Source organism: Mycolicibacterium sp. ND9-15 (genome assembly GCF_035918395.1).
In the GTDB taxonomy this organism is placed as follows: domain Bacteria; phylum Actinomycetota; class Actinomycetes; order Mycobacteriales; family Mycobacteriaceae; genus Mycobacterium.
The window spans coordinates 72,497-93,608 of record NZ_CP142362.1; the positions used below are offsets into that span (position 1 = coordinate 72,497).

Consider the following 21,112-nt stretch of genomic DNA (forward strand, 5'->3'; position numbering starts at 1 on the left):
TATCCGGCTCGGCGATGCGGTCAGGCGCTGACCTTGGCCTTGCGGCGGTTGCGGGTCTGCGGTTTCGGCCGTGGGATGCCCAGACACTCCGCGAGGAAGTGGCCGGTGTAGCTGTCGGGATTGGTGGCGACGTCCTCCGGTGTTCCAGACGCGACCAGGGTGCCGCCGCCGGCGCCGCCTTCGGGACCCATGTCCACGATCCAGTCCGACGTCTTGATCACGTCGAGGTTGTGCTCGATGACGATCACCGTATTGCCTTTGTCCACAAGGCCGTTGATCACTTTGAGCAGTTTACGGATGTCCTCGAAGTGCAGGCCGGTGGTCGGCTCGTCGAGGATGTACACCGTGCGGCCCGTCGACCGCTTCTGCAGCTCGGAGGCCAGCTTGACGCGCTGCGCCTCCCCGCCGGACAGGGTGGGCGCAGGCTGGCCGAGCCGGACGTATCCCAGGCCGACGTCGACGAGCGTCTTGAGGTACCGGTGGATCGAGGTGATGGGTTCGAAGAACTCCGTCGCCTCTTCGATCGACATGTCGAGGACCTCGGCGATGGTCTTGCCCTTGTAGTGCACCTCGAGCGTCTCGCGGTTGTACCGGGCGCCCTGGCACACCTCGCACGGCACGTACACGTCGGGCAGGAAGTTCATCTCGATCTTGATGGTGCCGTCACCGGAGCAGGCCTCGCAGCGACCGCCCTTGACGTTGAACGAGAACCGACCCGGTTGATAGCCACGCACCTTGGCCTCGGTGGTGGCCGCGAACAGGGTGCGGATCTTGTCGAACACGCCGGTGTAGGTGGCCGGGTTCGAGCGGGGCGTCCGCCCGATCGGTGACTGGTCCACGCGGACCAGCTTGTCGAGCTTGTCGAGTCCCGTCACCCGCGTGTGCCGACCGGGCACCTGCCGGGCGCCGTTGAGCTTGTTGGCCAGCACCGACGCCAGGATGTCGTTCACCAGCGTCGACTTACCCGATCCCGACACCCCGGTGACCGATGTCAGCACCCCCAGCGGGAAGGCCACGTCGATCTCGCGCAGGTTGTGCTCGCGCGCGCCGACGACCGTCAGCTGCCGCTTCTTGTCGACCGGCCGCCGGATCGCCGGCACCTCGATCTCTTCCTTGCCCGAAAGATAGGCTCCGGTAAGCGATTCGGGGTTCTTCAGGAGTTCTTCGTAGGGCCCGCTGTGCACGATCTGACCGCCGTGCTCGCCCGCTGCCGGACCGATGTCGACGACCCAGTCGGCATGGGCGATGGTGTCCAGGTCGTGCTCGACGACGATCAGCGTGTTGCCCAGATCCCGCAGCCGGACCAGCGTGTCGATAAGTCGGCGGTTGTCCCGCTGGTGCAGGCCGATCGACGGCTCGTCGAGCACGTAGAGCACGCCCACGAGACCCGAACCGATCTGGGTGGCCAACCGAATACGTTGTGCCTCACCGCCGGACAGCGTGGCCGCGGCCCGCGAGAGCGACAGGTAGTCCAGGCCCACGTCGAGCAAAAAGCCCAACCGCGACTGGATCTCCTTGAGCACCTGGCCCGCGATGGCCTGCTCGCGTGTACCCAGCGTCAGCGCGTTGAGAAACTCCGAGCACCCCGCGATCGACAGTTCGGCGACCTCGGCGATGGATTTTGCGCCGAACTCCCCCGCTGTCAACGTCACCGCCAGGATCTCCGGCTTCAGGCGCGTGCCCTCGCACTCCGGACAGGGTACGTCGCGCATGAAACCCTCGTAGCGCTCCTTCATCTGCTCGGAGTCGGTCTGCTCCATGCGGCGGTGCAGAAACGCCATCACACCTTCGAAATCGGCGTAGTACGAACGGGTTCGGCCGTACCGGTTCTTGTACCGCACATGCACCTGCTCGTCGCAACCCTCGAGGATCGCCTTACGGGCTTTGGCCGGCAGCTTCTTCCACGGCGTGTCGACGTCGAACCCAAGCGCGTCGCCGAGGCCCGCCAGCATCCTCGTGAAGTACTCCGCCGTCTGCCCCATCGACCAGGGGGCGATCGCGCCCTCGGCCAGGGTCAGATCGGGGTCGGGCACGACCAGTTCGGGATCGACCTCTTTGCGAATGCCCAAGCCGAGACATTCCGGACACGCGCCGTAGGGCGAGTTGAACGAGAACGACCGCGGCTCGAGGTCGTCGACGGCCAGCGGATGGCCGTTGGGGCAGGCCAACTTCTCGGAGAACCGTTGTTCGCGGTGGGGATGGTCGTCTTCGCGGTCGACGAACTCCAGCACGACGATGCCGTCGGCGAGGTTGAGCGCGGTCTCCACCGAGTCGGTCAGCCGCTGCTTGGCGGTGGCCTTCACGGTGAGCCGGTCGACGACCACCTCGATGTCGTGCTTCTCCTGTTTCTTGAGCTTCGGCGGATCGGTGAGCGGATACACCACGCCGTCGACTCGCACGCGGCTGTAACCCTGCGTGTTCAGCTTGTCGAACAGGTCGACGAACTCGCCCTTACGCGTGCGGACCACCGGAGCGAGCACCTGGAAGCGCAGGCCCTCGTCCATGGCGAGCACCTGGTCGACGATCTGCTGTGGGGTCTGGCGGGCGATGCGCTCACCGCACACCGGGCAGTGCGGCGTGCCGGCCCGGGCGTACAGCAGGCGCAGGTAGTCGTAGACCTCGGTGATGGTGCCGACCGTCGACCGGGGGTTGCGGTTGGTCGACTTCTGGTCGATGGACACCGCCGGCGACAGGCCCTCGATGAAGTCGACGTCGGGTTTGTCCATCTGGCCGAGGAACTGGCGCGCATAGGCCGACAGCGACTCGACGTAGCGGCGCTGACCTTCGGCGAAGATCGTGTCGAAGGCCAGCGACGACTTCCCCGAACCCGACAGCCCGGTGAACACGATCAGCGCGTCGCGCGGTAGATCAAGATCGACGCTGCGCAGGTTGTGCTCGCGCGCACCCTTGACGACAAGGCGGTCAGCCACCCGGTTCCCTCCCGAAGAGATAGTTCAAAGCCACTCTATGTGGACCCACCGACAAGCCCCAGACGAGCCGGATACCGTGAGGCTATGACCGTCGTCGACGACAACTACACCGGCCATGTGGAGCCCCAGACAGCGGCTCGGCGCACGCTTCCGGGCGCCTCGATCGTCAAGGTCTCTGTGGGCCAGATGGACAACAACGCCTACCTGATCACATGTTCCCGGACGGGCGAGACGCTGCTCATCGACGCCGCCAACGATGCGGAGATCCTGCTTGAGCTGATCGAGCGGTATGCGCCGAAGCTGTCGCTGATCGTCACCAGTCACCAACACTGGGATCACGTGCAGGCGCTCGAGCAGGTGGCCAAGGCCACCGGGGCGCCGACGGCCGCCCACCGGCTCGATGCCGAAGCGTTGCCCGTCAAGCCGGCCCGGATCCTGGCTCACGGCGACACCGTCGAGATCGGCGACTTGAAGTTCGACGTCATCCATCTGCAGGGCCACACCCCTGGCTCGGTGGCGCTGGCGCTCGTCGGCGCCGACGACGCGACCCACCTGTTCACCGGGGACTGTCTGTTTCCCGGCGGCGTCGGAAAGACTTGGGAGGACGGCGCCTTCGACCAGTTGCTCGGCGACGTGACCCGGCGGGTGTTCGACGTCTACGGCGATTCCACGGTGGTCTATCCGGGCCACGGCGACGACACCACCCTCGGGACCGAGCGCCCGCACCTCGGGGAGTGGCGCGAGCGCGGCTGGTAGAGCCACCGGGCTACTGGGCGAGCAGCCGGTAAGCGATTCCCAAGGATCTATAAGTGCGTTCGGCCCGCAGGTCGAGCGACAACAACTCCTGGCCGTAGCTGTGGGCCGTGAGGCCGACGAGGGCGTCATAGGTGGCGCCCCCCATCACGCCGGCCGTCGCGGCAGTCGCCGTGAGTGATTCATACAGTTCGGCCGCCGGGGCGATAACGCGTCCGCCCCACTGCCGGGCGAGGTACTCAGCCACTATCGCGGCGTCCAGCCGGAACGGCTCGGGCATGCGCGTGAGCACTGCGTAGGTTTCCGACACCACATGTGCCGGAACGAGCGCATCGGGAGTGACAGCACGGCGAGCCGCCGCATGCGCCTCATGCCAGGGCGCGAACGCTGCGATGACGACGCTCGTATCGAGCGCGGTCACCGACGGGCGGCTTCCACCGCATCCCGGACCTGCTCGGCGGTGAGGGCGGGAAGATCGGCGTCGGCAACCGCCACTAGAGCGCCTTCGCGATCCACCAGCCGCACAGGCGTGGTCGCCGGCGAAATTTCGAGCCGTCCCTCAACCTCCCTCAACACGATCCGGCTGCCAGGCCGCAATCCGAGACGCTCACGGACTTCCTTCGGGACGACGATTCGACCGCCGGCGTCAATGGTTGCGAACATGGTTTGACGATACCATCGCCGCTGGTTTCGCCGTGCGTATCGCCAGCTCAGAGACCACTACCGCAAAATGGCGGCAGAGCGCGGCTTCGACGGCCACCAGAAGTGGGCGGGAAGGGATCCGTGACTACGCCGGAGCCGTCCAGGCGACCGGTAGCCGTTTGATGCCGTAGATGAACGCGGAGTGCAGAATTGCCGGCTCTTCGACCGCGACCACGTCGGGCACCTGCCGGTACAACTCCTCGAACAGCACCCGGATCTCTCGACGGGCCAGGTTGGCGCCGAGGCAGAAGTGCGCGCCACCGCCGCCATAGCCGAAATGTGGATTGGGATCGCGGGTGAGGTCGAACAACCACGGATTGGCGAATGTTGATTCGTCGCGGTTGGGAGTTGTACCACATCGAGATCTTCGCTCCGGCCTTCATCGGAATTCCCCGCATCTCGATGTCACGAGTCAGATTGCGCCGCATTAAAGATAACCGGTGATGCCCACCTGACGATCTCCTCGACCGCGGTGCGGGGGCCGGACGCGTCATTCCTCGGCCAGCGCGACACCGTACTCGGCGATCTCGGTGACGGTCTTGACGACCTCGTCGAACTGTCCGGACACCTCGTCATCACCGACGCCCAGGATCACGTTCGTCCCGGCACATCGTTCAGCGCCGTGCTGGTTGGAACCGAGGAGAAGATCTCGCGATGACGGCTCGCGAAATGGACGTCGTCATGAGTTGTCAGTGCCCAATGGCCCGCCCCGGCGCCAACCCGGCGATCTCGGGCACGTCGAAGAAGGTGATCGGCGACTCGCGGCGCAGCGTCGCGAACGTTCCGTCGCGCAGGTCGTCGTCCAGTTTCCAGAACTCGAGTGAGCCGAGGTCGACGTCGGCAAGCGGCACGACGGGAACTTCGGCAGCCAGCTGACCATCGGCGATGCGAACTTCGATAGATTGCCTGATGAGGAAGAAAGGGCACTCATGAACACCGATCAGTTGAAGAAGGCGCAGAGCGGCGCCGGGTTCATCGCGGCACTCGATCAGAGCGGCGGCAGCACGCCCAAGGCGCTGAAGCTGTACGGCATTTCCGAGGACAGCTACTCCGGTGACGAGCAGATGTTCGACCTGGTGCACGAGATGCGCACCCGCATCATCACCAGCCCCGCGTTCGACGGCGACCGCATCGTGGGCGCGATTTTGTTCGAGATGACGATGGACCGCGACATCGAGGGGCGTCCGACCGCCGACTACCTGTGGAACGTCAAGAACATCGTGCCGTTTCTCAAGATCGACAAGGGTCTCGCCGAGGAGAAGGACGGCGCCCAGACGATGAAGCCGATGCCGGGTCTCGACGACCTGCTCGACCGCGCCGTCGCCAAGGGCATCTTCGGCACCAAGGAGCGTTCGGTCATCAAGCTGCCGGGCGCCGGCCTGGACGCCGTCGTGGCGCAGCAGTTCGAAGTGGCGCGACAGGTGCTGGCGAAGGGCCTGGTGCCGATCATCGAACCCGAGGTCGACATCAACAGCCCGAAGAAGGCCGAGGCCGAGGACCAGCTCAAGGCCGCCCTTCTCGACGGCGTCAACAACCTGGGTGATCACAAGGTCATGCTGAAGCTGACGCTGCCCGACACCGACAACCTGTACAAGGACCTGGTCGACCATCCGAATGTGCTTCGGGTGGTGGCGCTGTCGGGCGGCTACAGCCGGGACGTCGCCAACGAGAAGCTGTCGCGCAACACCGGTGTCATCGCGAGCTTCTCGCGCGCGCTGACCGAGGGCCTCACCGCCCAGCAGAGCGATGAGGAGTTCAACTCGACCCTCGATCAGGCGATCGCGAGCATCGCCAAAGCGTCGAGCACCTGATCTCATTGCGGGGTTACGCGTCGGCGCTCGTCGCCGGCGCGTTCCCCGCGCTCGCGTTTCCTGCGCCCGCCCTGTGGTGGCTGGCGTGGATCGGGCTCGTCCCGCTGCTGCTGCTGCTGCGTGTCGCCCCGTCGGCCCGCCAGGGCGCTGTGCGCGCCTGGCTCGGGATGGCGGCGTTCGTCGGCGTCACCCAGTACTGGCTTTGGCCGATCACCGGACCACTGCTCCTGGTTCTCGCGGCCGGACTCGGCGCGCTGTGGCTGCCCTTCGGTTGGGCGGCGCACCGCCTGCTCGCCGGTGACGTCGGCTCCGGCGGGGTGCTCACCGCCATGGCAGTGCTGCCCAGCTTGTGGCTGCTCGCTGAGGCGGTTCGATCGTGGGACCGGCTCGGTGGACCATGGGCCGCTCTGGGCGCATCGCAGTGGAACCAGCCGGCCACGCTGGCGCCCGCATCGCTGGGTGGGGTCTGGCTGGTCGGCTTCCTGATCGTGGCCGTCAACACCGCGCTCGTCGGAGTTCTGCTCCTGCACTCGACGCCGCTGGCCGCATCGGCTGTGTTCCTGCTCGCGGCAGGCCCGGGGTGGTTCTGGTTCGGCCCGGCGCCCAGTCACGGCAGCGACACCGGCCCGACCGTCCGGGTCGCGCTCGTCCAACCGGGCGACATCGCCGAGGCGACCGCGCGACAGGCCGAGAGCGAGGTCCTGACCGGGCAATTGGCCGGCCGGCGGCTCGATTTGGTTGTATGGGGCGAGAGCAGCGTCGGCGTCGACCTGGCGACCCATCCCGAGGTCACGGCCCGGTTGGCCGCGCTGTCCCACCGCGTGGGCGCGGACCTGCTGGTCAACGCCGACGCCCGCACCGGGACGGGCGGCATCTACAAATCGTCGGTGCTCATCGACGCGGACGGGATTCGGGGTTCGTACGCCAAGACGCGTCTGGTGCCGTTCGGGGAGTATGTGCCGCTGCGTTCCCTGCTCGGTTGGGCGACCGCGACGACGGAGGCCGCGGACGAGGATCGTCATCGCGGCGACGGGCCCGTCGTCCTGCACACCGACACGGTCGCAGTCGGCCCACTGATCAGCTTCGAAGCGCTGTTCTCCGACCTGGCGCGAGAGCAGGCACGCCTCGGGGCCCAGCTGCTGGCGTACCAGAGTTCGACGTCGTCATACCAGGGCAGTTGGGCGCAACCGCAGCTGGCGGCCATGCCGGCGGTGCACGCGGTCGAGGTGGGCCGCCCGGCCGTGCACGCCGCGCTGTCCGGCGTCACCTCGGCGTTCGACGCGAGCGGACGCCGGCTGGCGTGGTTGCCCGCCGCTGAGCGCGGAGTCGCCGTGGTGGATGTCCCGCTGCACGGGCGAACGACCGCCTATCAGCGCTGGGGCGATTGGACGATCGTGGCGGCGCTGGTGGTGGTTACGGCGTGGTGTGCACGATCAGCACGTCGGTCTTGGCCCGGCGCGCGACGTTGGCCGGCACGGACCCGAGCAGCCTGCCGGCGATGGTGGACAGCCCGACGTTACCGACGACCAGAAGGTCGGCCTTGACCTCCTCGGCCAGTTCGACCAGCGCGTCGACGGGTGCGCCGACGATGGCCTTCTCCTCCACGTTCGTGGCACCCGCCTGCTGCGCACGCTCCTTCGCCTCACGCAGGATCGCGTAGATGGGCGCATTGCCGGCCATCTTGTAGCCCTCGTCCTTGAGCACGTCGGCGGCCCGCGAATCTTCGGACTGGGGGAAGTACGCCGTAGCGACGATCAGCTTGGCATCGCCTCCGGCGATATGGCCGGCCTTCTCCACCGCGCGCAGCGACGAGTCCGATCCGTCCGTGCCAACCAAGACGGTCTGATAGGCGCTCATCCATGTCCTCCCAGTGTCAATTCCGTTGCCACCCGGAACAGTAGCCGCTCGAGTGGCATTCGCCTGCGATTTCGTCCTACTTCGCCTGCAACGTCACCCTTGACCATCCCAAGTGACGCCGCCTACACCGACCTCTCTGGAGCGGTGTTCGGCGACGACCGGTGAGCGCATCGGGTCCGCACACGCTAACGTTTTGCCGTTCGGGGAAAGACGGGGTGGCAGGCGTGGATCTCTCGCTGGAACCGCAACAGCTCACGCGACTCGACCGCTCGGGATCGGTTCGGGCGGGCCGGTTCGACGCCGCAGCGGTCGCCGTATTCGCGATCGCGGTGTCCGCGGCCGGCGCCGCACGGCCGTCGCTGTGGTTCGACGAAGCCGCTACCATCTCCGCCTCGACACGGTCGGTCCCCCAACTGTGGGGCCTGCTGCACAACATCGACGCGGTACACGGCCTGTACTACCTGCTCATGCACGGGTGGTACATGGTGTTCGGAGTCAGCGAGTTCTACTCTCGGCTGTCGAGTTGCCTGGCGGTCGGCGCGGCCGCGACCGGTGTCGTCGTCCTGGCACGTCGCTTCACGGGCCGAACGACCGCCATATCCGCCGGCATCGTGTTCGCGATCCTGCCTCGCATCACATGGGCCGGTATCGAGACCCGGTCCTATGCGCTGACCGCCGCTGCCGCCGTCTGGGTGACGCTGCTGCTGATCGTCACCGTCCGGCGCAACTCGAGGTGGCTGTGGGTGTGCTACGGCCTGGCCCTGGTGGGGTCGTCGCTGCTGAATGTCTTCGTCGTGCTGCTGGTGCTCGGGCACGCCGTGGCACTGACGGCAGTTGCGGCCCGCCGTGCGGCGGTGCACCGGTGGATCGTCACGGTCGCGGTGTCGATCGCCGCCGTGACGCCGTTCCTGGCGTTCAGCAGGACGCAGATCGCCCAGGTCCGGTGGATCTCGCCGTTGGGCTGGCACACCGTCGCGGAGGTGGTGCTGGAGCAGTATTTCGACCACAGCGTGGCATTCGCCGTCGCGGCGGGGTTGCTGCTGGCTGTGCCCCTTGCGGTGCGACGCTTCCGGCCGGCGGATGCCGGCGTGCGGTCCCTGGTGCTGATCAGCGGTGCGTGGATCGTGCTCCCGACGGCGGCGCTGCTGCTCTACTCGGCATGGCTCGAGCCCGTGTACTACCCGCGCTACCTCAGCTTCACCTGCCCTGCGATGGCGCTGCTGCTGGCGGTCGCTGTCACGGCTGTCGCCAGGACGCGGGGAGCCGCCGCGGCGGTGCTCACCGTGTTGGCGGTGGCTGCGACCCCGAACTACCTACTTGAACAGCGGGGTCCGTACGCCAAGGAGGGCATGGACTTCAGTCAGGTAGCCGACGTTCTCACCGCGCATGCTTCACCCGGCGACTGCCTGGTGCTCGACAACACCACCAACTGGGCGCCCGGGCCGATCCGTCCGCTGACCGCCGCGCGTCCGGACGCGTACGCCAAGCTCGTAGATCCCGGTCGCGGCCAACGCGCTGCGGACCGAAATCGCTTGTGGGACGCGCATCTTGGCATCTGGGGTGTGGCCGACGGGCTGCGGCGCTGCACGGTGCTGTGGACGGTTTCGCAACGCGACACCACTGTCGCGGACCGAGAGAGCGGATCAGCGCTGGATCCGGGGCCGCGTCTTCGCCGCGCGCCTGCCTATCGGGTGCCGCAGGCGATGGGCTTCCGTATCGTCGAGCGTTGGCAGTTCAGCTTCGCCCAAGTGGTCAAGTCGACGCGGTAGCGCGTGATCGTGCCAGGATCGGGGTAACCGCGGTGTATGCCCTCACGGTCGGCTCGGACCGCCGCGGAGTTTCTTCCCGACACCCGCGACCTCGACGGCCTTGCCGACGCCGCCTCCGGTTGCAAGGGTTGCGATCTCTACCTCGACGCGACACAGACGGTGTTCGGCAGCGGCTCGGCGGGTGCGGAGATGATGCTGGTCGGCGAACAGCCCGGCGACCAGGAGGACAAGGCGGGCGCGCCGTTCGTCGGGCCCGCGGGCAAGCTGCTGGACAAGGCATTGGTGCAGGCCGGCATCGAACGCGAGCAGGTCTATGTGACCAACGCGGTCAAGCATTTCAAGTTCACATTGCCCGAGCGCGGTAAGCGCCGCATCCACAAGACGCCCGGTCGCACCGAGGTGGTGGCATGCCGGCCCTGGCTGCTCGCGGAATTGGACGCGGTCAGACCCGATGTGCTGGTCCTGATGGGCGCAACCGCAGCACAGTCGTTGCTGGGCAGCACATTTCGGCTGACGGCGCACCGCGGCGAGGCGCTGCGACTGCCGCCGCTGGAAGGAATCGACATCGCGCCGGGCGTGGCGGTCACGGTCCATCCGTCGTCGGTGCTGCGCGGCCCGCCGGAGGATCGCCAGCAGGCCTTTGACGCACTGGTATCGGATCTGCGGTTCGCCGCCGGCCTGCGTGCGTATCCGAGATGATCGCCCGGCGCCGACCGCTTCGGGTCGACGCCAGAAGACCGAACGCGGCCAGCACGGCGAACGACGCCAGCAGCCACCGCGCAGGCGTGGCACCGCCGGTGTCGGTCATGTTCACCACAACGCCGGCCAGGCCGGCGCCGAACGCACCGGAGATCAGTTGCACGGTGTTGATCGCGGCGGCCGCGGTGGGCCCTTCGGCCGGGTCGTCCACGCGGCTCATCGCCCACGCCGACAGGTGCGGCCAGGCAATCCCGACCCCGGCGCCGGTCGTGATCAGCGCCACCGCCCAGACGGCGATCAGGACAGGCGGCGCATCGTCACGCATGGTGGCCGCCGCCAGCGCGAGACCCGTGGCCATCACCGCCGGAGCGATCGCGACCGTCCGACTGATCGCCCGCGGGTTGCCCATCGAGGCGCTGCCGATCTCACCGACCGTCCAGCCGAGCGCCAGACCCGCACCCAGAAAGCCTGCCGCCACAGGCGTGAGCTGCGCCAACCGCTGGCCGAACAGCGGTACGTACATATCCGCCATTGTCGCCGCCATCAGCACGCCGAGCGTCAGGTAGATCCACTTCACCGGGCCGCGCCCAAAGATGCTGGGCGGCAATACTGCCGCGGGTTGGCGCCTGTCGACGACCAGAAACGTCGCCACCAGTAGGGCGCCGAGGCCGAGCAGCGCGACGGTGGCTCGCGCATCACGCGGCACGCCCGCCGCGCTGACCGCCAGCGCCGCGACACCCAACAGCATCAACGACCACAGGGGGACCGGCGTCCGTGGGACATCGATGCCGGCGCTGCGCCGCGCGGGCATGGCCACGGGCACCAGCATGCCGATCGCCGCCGTCAGGATTGCCAGTGCGCCGAATGCCCAGCGCCATGAAGCATATTGGGAGAACAGGCCGCCGGCAGCCGGACCGAGCAGCGTTCCGACACCCCACATCGCCGACACCAGCGCCGAGGCCTTGGTCCACAACCACTCGGGCAACGCCGCATTGATCACCGCGTAGCCGAGCCCGGCCAACAGTCCACCGGCGAGCCCCTGCACCGTGCGCCCGACAAGCAGGGCCTCCATGGTAGGCGACACCGCGCAGGCCACGCTTCCCACGCCGAACACACTGAGCGCCAACAGATACGACAGCCGCGGGCCGAAGCGCATCAATGTCGAGTGCACCGTGGTCGCCGCCATCACCGAAGCCACCAGGTACACCGTGGTCACCCAGGCGTACCACCGGTGACCGCCGATGTCGGCCACCGCGCTGGGCATCAGGCTGATGGTGAGGAACTCGTTGGTGGCGTACAGCGCGACTCCGCCAGCGAGAACAGTGCTCACGCCCAGATATTTCGGTCCCAGCAGTTCGCGCCAGCGGCCGACGGTGGTGGTCGTCGCGGCGTCGGTCACGTCGGACACGTTACGAGCTCAACCACTGTTGAGGTCAAGCGAACCGGTCTGGCTAGCCGGCGGGCGTGATCATCCCGTAATTGCCGTCGTAGCGGTGATAGAGCACAGCAGCACGACCTTCCGCAGCTTCGATGAAGAACATGAACGGCAGCCCGAGCAGACCCATCCGGTCTGCGGCCTCCTCGACGGTGATGCACGGTGGCGGGTGGGGGCTGATGGTCAGCGGCAACTCGAAGGGCGCCAACTCTTCGTCCGAGGTCGGTTGAACTTGTGCCAGCCGGTAATCGGTCGGACCGCCCTTGTAGAGGACGCTCGCCATGCCGGTGCGTTCCTCGGTGAAGAGGTGGAATTCGTAGTCGAGCAACTCCATCTCGACCGCGGCCTCGTCCACGGTGCACGGCGCGAGAGTGAACGACTTGTGCCGCACGATTCGGCGATCTTCGGGCGCCACGGTCAGGCGGGCCGGCCGGTCAGTCGACTCGGTGTCGGCGTCCTGCGTAACACGTATCGATCGCCCGTCGCGTCGTGCCTCCCAATGGTCGGCGGCGCGCCGCAGCCTACGCCGCAATCGTTCCACCAGCCGGTCGATCGCGTCACGCGCCGTCTCGCCCTCGGCCTCGGCCCGCACCAGCCGGCCGTCCATGTCGAGATTGGCTTGTGCGATCACCGGACGTTCCAGGGCTGGATCGCCGTGTCTGGTCAGCTTGACGTGGGCATGCAACAACGGTCGATGCAGGAGTCGACGCAGGTCCTCGATCTTGGTCCGCGCGTACTCGTCGGCGCCCGGAAGGTTACCGCGTGTCGTCACGTCGACATTGACTGGAGACGCCATATCGGTTCTGTCACTCACACTTTCGTTGTACGCGACTTGATTGTCCGGCGCTAGGGCCGAAGGTCCCGAGGGTATGAGTGCACCCCGACGACGCCCTCAGGCTGCCGGCGAAGGTTCGGCGCGGTCTTGTGATTCGCTACCCGACAGGGCTTTTCGTTCGGGCACCCAGCCCACATAAGCCAGGTGGAGCCCGATCAAGCCCAACACGACATAGGCGGCCCGCCAAATCCCGACCGCCCCGATCATCTTGTCGGCTACCGAAGCGAAGCTATCGGGGAAAGCAAGCAGGTAGAGACCACGTGCCACGAGGACCCAGCCAAGCGCCGAGACGATGATCGCTGCGGCTCCCCGCCAGAACTGATGGAACGCGACGATGGCGATGCCACCCATCAGCCCGAAAGCTCCGATCACCAAGGGCCACACCCCGCTCGCCGTGAACTCTGACATTATCGCGGGCATGTCGTCAGCCCGGACGACCACCACCACCGAGAGGATCACCAGGAACGGTCCGAGGACGCGGGCGAACATCCGGGTGCGATGTTGAGACTGCTTCGGATTCTCTGTCGACCCCATGTAGTCATGCGATCACACCATCGCTCCCAGCCCCCAGAGCCGAAGGTCACATCGGACCCGGACTAGGTCCTTCTGCTTCCGAACGGGTGCCTCATTTCAGGCCCGCGGCGTCCATTCCGCGCAATTCCTTCTTCAGGTCGGCGACCTCATCGCGGATGCGGGCGGCCAACTCGAACTGCAGATCGCGTGCCGCGGCCATCATCTGTTCGGTCAGATCCCTGATGAGGTCGGCCAACTCGGCGCGCGGCATGTTCGACGTATCACGGCCCTCGATGATGCCGGCGCTGACCGCGCGACCGGGTTCGCCCTGGGCACGCCGTCCGCGCGACGCGTTCCGGCCCGAACCCCCCACCTCGATGTCGTCGGCCTCGCGGTACACCTGATCGAGAATGTCGGCGATCTTCTTGCGCAACGGTTTCGGGTCGATGCCGTTGGCCTCGTTGTAGGCGATCTGCTTGGCGCGTCGCCGCTCGGTCTCGTCGATGGCCTCACGCATCGACTCGGTGATGTTGTCGGCGTACATGTGCACCTCACCCGACACGTTGCGGGCCGCACGGCCGATCGTCTGGATCAGGCTGCGGGTGGACCGCAAGAACCCCTCCTTGTCGGCGTCGAGGATCGCGACCAGCGACACCTCCGGCAGGTCGAGGCCCTCGCGGAGCAGGTTGATGCCGACCAGCACGTCGTAGTCGCCGAGACGCAGCTGCCGCAGCAGCTCGACGCGGCGCAACGTGTCCACCTCGGAGTGCAGGTAACGTACCCGGATGCCCATCTCGAGCAGGTAGTCGGTGAGATCCTCGGCCATCTTCTTGGTCAGGGTGGTGACCAGCACGCGCTCGTCGCGTTCGGTCCGCTTGCGGATCTCGCCGATCAGGTCGTCGATCTGCCCCTTCGTCGGCTTCACCACCACCTGCGGGTCCACCAGACCAGTCGGGCGGATGACCTGCTCGACGAACTCACCGCCGGACTGGCTCAACTCGTACGGCCCGGGCGTCGCCGACAGGTAGACCGTCTGCCCGATCCGCTCGGCGAACTCCTCCCAGGTCAGTGGGCGGTTGTCGACGGCCGAGGGCAGCCGGAACCCGAAGTCGACGAGGTTGCGTTTGCGCGACATGTCGCCCTCGTACATGCCGCCGATCTGCGGCACCGTCACGTGGGACTCGTCGATGACCAGCATGAAGTCGTCGGGGAAGTAGTCCAGCAGCGTCGCGGGTGCCGAACCGGCGGGTCTGGCGTCGATGTGCCGCGAGTAGTTCTCGATGCCCGAGCAGAAGCCGACCTGACGCATCATCTCGATGTCGTAGTTCGTGCGCATCCGCAGCCGCTGTGCCTCCAGAAGTTTGCCCTGTCCCTCAAGTTCGGCCAGCCGCTCTTCGAGTTCGCGCTCGATGGTCGAGATCGCGTGTGCCATCCGCTCCGGACCCGCCACGTAGTGGGTGGCCGGAAAGATCCGCAGCGAATCGACCTTGCGCACGACATCCCCGGTCAACGGGTGCAGGTAGTACAGCTCCTCGATCTCGTCGCCGAAGAATTCGATGCGGACGGCCAACTCCTCGTACGACGGGATGATCTCCACCGTGTCACCGCGCACCCGGAAGGAGCCCCGGGTGAACGCCGTGTCATTTCGGGTGTACTGAACGTCGACGAGCAGCCGCAGCAGCGAGTCGCGCGGAACCTCGTCACCGATCTTGAGCTCGACGCTGCGGTCCAGGTACGACTGCGGGGTGCCCAGACCGTAAATGCAGGACACCGAGGCGACCACCACCACGTCCCGGCGGGACAGCAGGCTCGAGGTAGCCGAGTGCCGCAGTCGCTCGACGTCGTCGTTGATCGAGCTGTCCTTCTCGATGTAGGTGTCGGTCTGAGCGATGTACGCCTCTGGCTGGTAGTAGTCGTAGTACGAAACGAAGTATTCGACTGCGTTGTGCGGCAACATCTCTCGCAGTTCATTCGCCATCTGGGCGGCGAGTGTCTTGTTCGGTTCCATCACGAGCGTCGGCCGCTGCACCCGCTCGATGAGCCACGCCGTCGTCGCCGACTTACCGGTGCCGGTGGCGCCCAGAAGGACCACATCGTGCTCCCCCGCCTTGATCCGGCGCTCCAGCTCGTCGATTGCGGTCGGCTGGTCCCCCGCCGGCGCGTACGGGCTGACCACCTCGAAGCGGTTCCCGCTGCGCACGATCGCATCGACGGGGCGGTACTCCGAGTGCGCCAGCACGGGATGTTCGGTTGCGAAGGCCATAATCAACCAGGTTAAGCGCCTGCTCCGACAAGTTCATTCCCGCCGCGGCGCCTATCCTGGTCTCATCCACGCTCCCAAACACGAGACGTTCGACCTCGTCGCCCGCACCAACACCGATCCGAAGGGCATCGTGCGGGCGGTCGACACCTACACCGTCGAACCCTGGGGTCTCTACATGGCCCGCCCGGCCCCGGGCCGGGCGCAGTTCCACTACCTGGAGTCCTGGTTGCTGCCGTCGCTTCGGCTGCGAGCGACGGTGTTCCACTTCAGCCCCGGTTACGAGCGCGACCAGGACTACTACCTCGACGTCGGCCAGTACACGCCGGGGCCGGCGGTGTGGTACTCCGAGGACCACTACCTCGACCTGGTGGTCCGCACCGGCGACGGGGCCCAACTTCACGATGTGGACGAGCTACTCACCGCGGTGCGGCACAACTTGCTGACCCCGGAGGCCGGCGAACAGGCGGTGCAGACCGCGGTGGCCGCGATCGACGGCCTGTCCCGGCACGGCTACGACCTGAACCGGTGGTCGGCTTCCCACGGTATGCCGCTGACCTGGCGTGACGAGTAGGCGGCAGGGTCGGCATGCCTAGCTGCCCGATGTCGAGGGGTTTCGCCGGGATTTGGCCCGCGAGCCACCCCTGCCGCCGTCGCTGCCAGTGGCCGCCTTGGACGACGACGAGGTCAAGCGTCTCCACGACGCAATGCGGCGCGTGCTGCGCACCGCGGTCCGGCATGGGCGGGTGCCCGACCTGCCTCGCTGGTTGACCGGCAGCCGCGACGGGCCCGACCCGGTATGTCCTCGCTGCGGCACCCGACTCGCCCGCGGCCGCATCGCCGGAAGGACATCGGTGCGGTGCCCGCACTGCCAGCAGGACCGCGGGCCACGATCGGCCGCCGCACGCCGATCTTGATTGTGATGGCGATGACCATGAATTGGTCCGTGCAGGGACGGCCGGTACTGTCTCGTCCCATGATCCCCGCCAAGCGCAATCGGACCGCCGGCGCGGCTGCAGCAGCCGTGCTGGTGGGCTCGGTGCTGGTACCCGGGGTCGCGTCGGCGCAGCCCGAAGTCCTGCACAACGTCATCTACCGGGCGCGGGCGGACGGCACCTCCCGGGGCGCGGTGGTCGCCTACCGGATGGACGACCAGAACATCAACAGCGCGCAGCCCACACTGCTGCCCGGCCAGACATTCGAGGTCAACGCGGTGTTGGCCCACCCGGAGCTGGCGGGCATGGAGATTTCCATCGAGTACCCCTACGGATCCAACCTGCACTGCGAGATCCTCGTCGACGACCAGGTCGTGGTCAAGGCCGATCAGTTCATCGCGCCGCGACTGTTCCGGCCGAAGGATGATCCGATGTACGGGGTGCTGCAATGCGGCGCTCCGCTGAACCTGCCGCTCGACGGGGTTACCGCTTCGACCGTCGACCCCAGCACACCGCCGGTCTAACGGCTCAGGGCCGCCACCCGGTGGTGTCGGCCCACTCCCATGCGCGCCGGTAGGCGTCGAGGAACCAGGGCTCCTTCGCGTCGGCGTAGGCACCTGTCGCGGTATGCCGCTCGCGGGCGACCCGTCGCTTCAGCGTGAGGTAGTCGGCCTGGACAGCCGGGTTGGCACGCACCCAGTCCACGAACAGCAGTGCGAATTGCTGGCCCGGCCAGCCGTCCACGCGGAGATGGACGTTGGTCGGTCGACCGGGGTCCGCGGAGCAGTGAATTCGCTTGTGCCACAGCGTCTCTTCGGTGGCATGGTCGAACTCGGCGACCGTGCTTCGGGCGTCGGGCTTGTCCACGTCGGCCGTGATCGACGTGCGCACAAAGCCGACGGCCGTGAGGGCGTCGCTCAGCTCGTCGGCGACGTCGAGCGACGCGACCGTCACCTGGACGTCGATCACGTCCTTGGCCTCCATCCCGGGCACCGCCGTGGAACCGATGTGGTCGATACGGGTGGCGCGGTGCCCACAGGCGGTGTCGAGCCGCGCCACGACGCGCCGCGCCTGGTCGGGCCATGTGGGGTCGTAAGGGACCAGCAGGGGTGCTGCGGGAGCGGGCTGGTTCTCGCGCAAGTTCTGCGCGAACGGCAGGATGCGCTCGTGCCACAAGGCGCGGGCTTTGGAGACCAGTTGACCCGCGGTACCGGAGTTGTCCAGCCAGACGTCGGCGACGGCTCGGCGCTGCTCCTCGGTGGCCTGCGCGGCGATTCGGGCCCGAGCGTCGTGTTCGGTGAAGCCGCGGTACTCGATGAGGCGTTTCACCCGCAGATCCTCGTCGGCGTGGACGATCACCACCAATGGGAACATCGGCGCCATACCGGATTCGACGAGCAACGGGATGTCCTCGATGATCACTGGGGTTTTCGCGGACTCGAGGGCCTTCGCGATCAACTCCGACCGACGGTGCGCCACCAGAGGGTGCACGATCCCGTTGAGGGTCTGACGCTTCTCCTCGTCACTGAACGCGATCGCGGCGAGCGCCGGGCGGTTCAGCGCGCCGTCATCGCGCAGGATCTGTTCCCCGAACGCATCGACGAGCTTGGCCAGCCCTTCCGTTCCCGGCTCGACGACCTCCCGGGCGATCACGTCGCCGTCGACGACGATCCCGCCGAGTTCACCGAACGTCGCGGACACGGTTGATTTCCCGGCGCCGATACCGCCGGACAGGCCAATGCGCAACACCGCACCAGTGTGTCAGGAGGGCGCAGCGGACTGTGAAACGGGAAAGCTGACGAGTTAGGCGTTGCCTGCGAGCTTCTCGCGCAGCGCCGCCAACTGGGCGTCGCTGGCCAGCGAGCCGCCGGTGGACTGCTCCTCACCGCGGGAAGCGCCGTTGGCCGATGCGGACGCTTCGGCGGCGTCTGCTTCGGCAGCGGCGAACTTCTCCATCTGCGCGGTGTGCATCTTGTGCCGGCGCTCGGCCTCGGCGTAGCGGGACTCCCACTCCTCACGCTGCTTCTCGTAACCCTCGAGCCACTCGTTGGTCTCGGAGTCGAAGCCCTCCGGAAAGATGTAGTTGCCCTGCTCGTCGTAGCTGTCGGCCATGCCGTACTTGCTCGGATCGAACTCTTCGGTGTAGTCCTCGTTGGCCTGCTTGAGGCTGAGCGAGATGCGGCGACGCTCCAGGTCGATATCGATGACCTTGACCATCGCGTCGTCGCCGACCTGCACCACCTGATCCGGAACCTCTACGTGACGCTCGGACAGCTCGGAGATGTGCACCAGACCCTCGATACCCTCCTCGACGCGGACGAACGCACCGAACGGCACCAGCTTGGTGACCTTGCCGGGCACGATCTGGCCGATCGCATGGGTGCGGGCGAAGTGGCGCCACGGATCTTCTTGAGTTGCCTTGAGCGACAGGGACACCCGCTCGCGGTCCATGTCGACGTCGAGCACCTCGACGGTGACCTCGTCGCCCACCGCAACCACCTCGGACGGGTGGTCGATGTGCTTCCAGGACAACTCGGAGACGTGCACCAGGCCGTCGACGCCGCCGAGATCGACGAACGCGCCGAAGTTGACGATCGAGGACACCACACCCTTGCGGATGGCGCCCTTGGTGAGCTGGTTGAGGAACTCGCTGCGCACCTCGGACTGGGTCTGCTCCAGCCAGGCGCGACGGCTCAGCACCACGTTGTTGCGGTTCTTGTCGAGCTCGATGATCTTGGCCTCGATCTCCTTGCCGATGTACGGCTGCAGATCACGGACGCGGCGCATCTCGACCAGCGACGCGGGCAGGAAGCCGCGCAGGCCGATGTCGAGGATCAGGCCGCCCTTGACGACCTCGATGACGGTGCCCTTGACGGCCTCGTCCTTCTCCTTGAGCCCTTCGATGGTGCCCCAGGCACGCTCGTACTGAGCGCGCTTCTTGGACAGGATCAGCCGGCCTTCCTTGTCCTCCTTGGTGAGGACCAGAGCTTCGACCTCATCACCGACGGACACCACCTCGTTGGGGTCGACGTCGTGCTTGATGGAGAGCTCGCGGGAGGGGATGACGCCTTCGGTCTTGTAACCGATGTCGAGCAGGACCTCGTCCCGGTCAACCTTGACGATGGTCCCTTCGACGATGTCGCCATCGTTGAAGTATTTGATGGTCTTGTCGATGGCGGCGAGAAAGTCCTCGCTCGAGCCGATGTCGTTGACGGCTACTTGGGGCGAGGTGACGGAGGGACTTGGCATGTGGTGGGTTGCTCCGGACAGGTTTGATCGTAGGGACTGAGGACATTCGAGTTATCGGCTTCGGCGCGAGCGCCGACATCGTGTTCTGTACCCGCCGCAGAAGATCGCGAAAACCACAGACAGGTACCCGTAGAGGTTACTCGACCGGGCACATGCTGGACAAACCGGTGCCCCCGGGGCGGATAGGCTGCCCCCGTGGCACATCCCGGCGCCCCGCAACAGGCCTGGCTGCCTGTACCGCCGCTTCAGCGAAAAATCCGCAGAGTCGGGGCACCGCTGGTGGTGCTCATCCTGCTCGCCACCGTCGCGGGCCTGATCATCGTGGGGCTGACCGCGCTCAACCCGGTGGGCGCCGGGATCGGGCTGGTCCTGTCGAGCCTGGCCATGGTGGTCGTGGTGCTCGCCTACATCTGGCTGGACCGTTTCGAGCCCGAGCCGCCGCGGTTGTTGATCTTCGCGTTCCTGTGGGGCGCGTCGATCGCGGTGGTGCTCTCCGTGCTCTTGGCTCTCTACCTGGAGTCATTGATCGTGACGGGCGAATCCGACGGGGTCAGCTGGGTGTCGGTCGTCGTCATTGCGCCGGTCGTCGAGGAAGCGGCCAAGGGCACGTTCCTGCTGTTCATGATGACCGGCCGGCGACGCAACGAGGTGAACTCGCTGACCGACTGCCTGGTCTACGCCGGCCTGGTCGGTGCCGGCTTCGCCTGGCTGGAGGACATCCTCTACATCGCCAGCGGCGAATCCCTCGGCGGTTCGCTGTTGACTGCTGCGTTGCGCCTCGTCATGGCACCGTTCGCGCATTCGCTGTTCACTACGTTCTTCGGTATCGGCGTGTATTTCGCGCTGCATCGCCGCGGCGCGTCGGCCAAAGCGGGGCCCCTCCTCTTGGGCTACCTCGCGGCGGTTGTCACGCACGCGCTGTGGAACGACTCGTCGCTGCTGGGCACCGGGTGGTACTTCGGGATCTACCTGTACTGGATGATGCCGCTTTTCGGATTGGCGATCGTGCTCGGCGTGCAGAGCCGACGCCGCGAGCAGAGCACCGTCGCCGCCAAGCTGCCCGGAATGGTGCACGCGGGTTTGGTGACGCCGAACGAGGCCACCTGGCTGGGCTCTCTGCGGCATCGCAAGCAGGCGATCTCGCAGGCCACCCGCTACGGGGGACGACCCGCGGGCAAGGCGGTCAAGCGGTTCGCCGCCCAGGTCGTCGAGTTGGCGTTCGTCCGAGACCGCATCGACCGCGGTTTCGGCGACCCGCGGGTGCAGGCACTGCTGATCGAGGAGGCCTACGCCGTGCACGCCGCCCGCGCCGCCGCTCCGGTACTTCGGGCCCTGGCCGGTCATCGCGGCGGGCCGTGACCAGC

General features: G+C 66.9%; 16 protein-coding genes and 4 pseudogenes. 9 read left to right on the forward strand and 11 right to left on the reverse strand.

Annotated features, from left to right (window positions below):
• Positions 1-20: 20 nt before the first annotated feature.
• Positions 21-2,930: an excinuclease ABC subunit UvrA gene (uvrA, locus tag QGN32_RS00345; RefSeq protein WP_326546727.1), complete on the reverse strand. Its 2,910-nt coding sequence runs from the start codon at positions 2,928-2,930 to the stop codon at positions 21-23.
• Between the two features lie 84 nt (positions 2,931-3,014).
• On the opposite strand from uvrA, the gene QGN32_RS00350 reads away from it, so the two are divergent.
• On the forward strand, positions 3,015-3,686 hold the full coding sequence (locus QGN32_RS00350; protein WP_326546728.1) for an MBL fold metallo-hydrolase: 672 nt from the start codon (positions 3,015-3,017) through the stop codon (positions 3,684-3,686).
• 10 nt (positions 3,687-3,696) lie between these two features.
• On the opposite strand, the gene QGN32_RS00355 is transcribed toward QGN32_RS00350, so the two are convergent.
• The 3 genes and pseudogenes from QGN32_RS00355 to QGN32_RS00365 all read right to left on the reverse strand — a co-directional run bounded on the left by QGN32_RS00355 (position 3,697) and on the right by QGN32_RS00365 (position 5,296).
• Positions 3,697-4,104: a PIN domain-containing protein gene (locus QGN32_RS00355; protein WP_326546729.1), complete on the reverse strand. Its 408-nt coding sequence runs from the start codon at positions 4,102-4,104 to the stop codon at positions 3,697-3,699.
• Between the two features lie 71 nt (positions 4,105-4,175).
• Positions 4,176-4,307, reverse strand: a pseudogene (locus tag QGN32_RS24225) (AbrB/MazE/SpoVT family DNA-binding domain-containing protein); the annotation flags it as partial.
• 163 nt (positions 4,308-4,470) lie between these two features.
• Positions 4,471-5,296 (reverse strand): annotated as a pseudogene (locus QGN32_RS00365) (cytochrome P450).
• 18 nt (positions 5,297-5,314) lie between these two features.
• On the opposite strand from QGN32_RS00365, the gene QGN32_RS00370 reads away from it, so the two are divergent.
• Entirely contained in the window at positions 5,315-6,196 is an 882-nt protein-coding gene (locus QGN32_RS00370) for a fructose bisphosphate aldolase (protein ID WP_326546731.1), read from the forward strand.
• Between the two features lie 5 nt (positions 6,197-6,201).
• A pseudogene (gene lnt, locus QGN32_RS00375) lies at positions 6,202-7,644 on the forward strand (apolipoprotein N-acyltransferase); the annotation flags it as partial.
• On the opposite strand, the gene QGN32_RS00380 reads toward lnt, so the two are convergent.
• Positions 7,610-8,053: a universal stress protein gene (locus QGN32_RS00380; protein WP_326546732.1), complete on the reverse strand. Its 444-nt coding sequence runs from the start codon at positions 8,051-8,053 to the stop codon at positions 7,610-7,612. The pseudogene lnt and the gene QGN32_RS00380 overlap by 35 nt on opposite strands.
• Before the next feature lie 224 nt (positions 8,054-8,277).
• Here QGN32_RS00380 and QGN32_RS00385 point away from each other — a divergent pair, with 224 nt between their 5' ends.
• Positions 8,278-9,822 (forward strand): glycosyltransferase family 39 protein, encoded by a 1,545-nt coding sequence (locus tag QGN32_RS00385; RefSeq protein WP_326546733.1) that lies wholly within the window; start codon positions 8,278-8,280, stop codon positions 9,820-9,822.
• A gap of 36 nt (positions 9,823-9,858) precedes the next feature.
• Entirely contained in the window at positions 9,859-10,521 is a 663-nt protein-coding gene (locus tag QGN32_RS00390) for a UdgX family uracil-DNA binding protein (protein WP_326546734.1), read from the forward strand.
• On the opposite strand, the gene QGN32_RS00395 is transcribed toward QGN32_RS00390, so the two are convergent.
• The 4 genes from QGN32_RS00395 to uvrB all read right to left on the reverse strand — a co-directional run bounded on the left by QGN32_RS00395 (position 10,406) and on the right by uvrB (position 15,567).
• Positions 10,406-11,920, reverse strand: coding sequence for an MFS transporter (locus QGN32_RS00395; protein ID WP_326546735.1), 1,515 nt, complete (start codon positions 11,918-11,920; stop codon positions 10,406-10,408). The two genes, QGN32_RS00390 and QGN32_RS00395, sit on opposite strands and share 116 nt — an antisense overlap.
• A gap of 52 nt (positions 11,921-11,972) precedes the next feature.
• Complete coding sequence (locus QGN32_RS00400) at positions 11,973-12,752, reverse strand: sigma 54 modulation/S30EA ribosomal C-terminal domain-containing protein (RefSeq protein WP_326548859.1); 780 nt, start codon at positions 12,750-12,752, stop codon at positions 11,973-11,975.
• Positions 12,753-12,848: 96 nt separating this feature from the next.
• Complete coding sequence (locus tag QGN32_RS00405; protein WP_326546736.1) at positions 12,849-13,325, reverse strand: hypothetical protein; 477 nt, start codon at positions 13,323-13,325, stop codon at positions 12,849-12,851.
• Between the two features lie 91 nt (positions 13,326-13,416).
• Positions 13,417-15,567, reverse strand: a complete 2,151-nt coding sequence (uvrB, locus tag QGN32_RS00410) for an excinuclease ABC subunit UvrB (protein WP_326546737.1) — start codon at positions 15,565-15,567, stop codon at positions 13,417-13,419.
• 64 nt (positions 15,568-15,631) lie between these two features.
• On the opposite strand from uvrB, the gene QGN32_RS00415 reads away from it, so the two are divergent.
• The 3 genes and pseudogenes from QGN32_RS00415 to QGN32_RS00425 all read left to right on the forward strand — a co-directional run bounded on the left by QGN32_RS00415 (position 15,632) and on the right by QGN32_RS00425 (position 17,023).
• Entirely contained in the window at positions 15,632-16,138 is a 507-nt protein-coding gene (locus QGN32_RS00415) for a ribonuclease FAU-1 family protein (RefSeq protein WP_326548860.1), read from the forward strand.
• A 76-nt stretch (positions 16,139-16,214) separates the two neighbouring features.
• Positions 16,215-16,481 (forward strand): annotated as a pseudogene (locus tag QGN32_RS00420) (zinc finger domain-containing protein); the annotation flags it as partial.
• A 59-nt stretch (positions 16,482-16,540) separates the two neighbouring features.
• Positions 16,541-17,023: a hypothetical protein gene (locus QGN32_RS00425; protein ID WP_326546738.1), complete on the forward strand. Its 483-nt coding sequence runs from the start codon at positions 16,541-16,543 to the stop codon at positions 17,021-17,023.
• 4 nt (positions 17,024-17,027) lie between these two features.
• Here the strand turns inward: QGN32_RS00425 and coaE are convergent, their stop codons facing one another.
• Positions 17,028-18,248 (reverse strand): dephospho-CoA kinase, encoded by a 1,221-nt coding sequence (coaE, locus tag QGN32_RS00430; protein ID WP_326546739.1) that lies wholly within the window; start codon positions 18,246-18,248, stop codon positions 17,028-17,030.
• Between the two features lie 54 nt (positions 18,249-18,302).
• Positions 18,303-19,748: a 30S ribosomal protein S1 gene (gene rpsA / locus QGN32_RS00435; protein WP_326546740.1), complete on the reverse strand. Its 1,446-nt coding sequence runs from the start codon at positions 19,746-19,748 to the stop codon at positions 18,303-18,305.
• Positions 19,749-19,943: 195 nt separating this feature from the next.
• On the opposite strand from rpsA, the gene QGN32_RS00440 reads away from it, so the two are divergent.
• Positions 19,944-21,107 (forward strand): PrsW family intramembrane metalloprotease, encoded by a 1,164-nt coding sequence (locus tag QGN32_RS00440; RefSeq protein WP_326546741.1) that lies wholly within the window; start codon positions 19,944-19,946, stop codon positions 21,105-21,107.
• Positions 21,108-21,112 lie beyond the last annotated feature (5 nt).

Excerpts from the sequence above, each read along its gene's own strand:
- QGN32_RS00350 (WP_326546728.1), top strand. The coding sequence starts at position 3,015 with ATGACCGTCGTCGACGACAACTACACCGGCCATGTGGAGCCCCAGACA.
- QGN32_RS00370 (WP_326546731.1), top strand. The coding sequence starts at position 5,315 with ATGAACACCGATCAGTTGAAGAAGGCGCAGAGCGGCGCCGGGTTCATC.
- QGN32_RS00380 (WP_326546732.1), bottom strand. The coding sequence starts at position 8,053 with ATGAGCGCCTATCAGACCGTCTTGGTTGGCACGGACGGATCGGACTCG.
- QGN32_RS00390 (WP_326546734.1), top strand. The coding sequence starts at position 9,859 with ATGCCCTCACGGTCGGCTCGGACCGCCGCGGAGTTTCTTCCCGACACC.
- QGN32_RS00400 (WP_326548859.1), bottom strand. The coding sequence starts at position 12,752 with ATGGCGTCTCCAGTCAATGTCGACGTGACGACACGCGGTAACCTTCCG.
- QGN32_RS00405 (WP_326546736.1), bottom strand. The coding sequence starts at position 13,325 with ATGGGGTCGACAGAGAATCCGAAGCAGTCTCAACATCGCACCCGGATG.
- uvrB (WP_326546737.1), bottom strand. The coding sequence starts at position 15,567 with ATGGCCTTCGCAACCGAACATCCCGTGCTGGCGCACTCGGAGTACCGC.
- QGN32_RS00425 (WP_326546738.1), top strand. The coding sequence starts at position 16,541 with ATGATCCCCGCCAAGCGCAATCGGACCGCCGGCGCGGCTGCAGCAGCC.
- rpsA (WP_326546740.1), bottom strand. The coding sequence starts at position 19,748 with ATGCCAAGTCCCTCCGTCACCTCGCCCCAAGTAGCCGTCAACGACATC.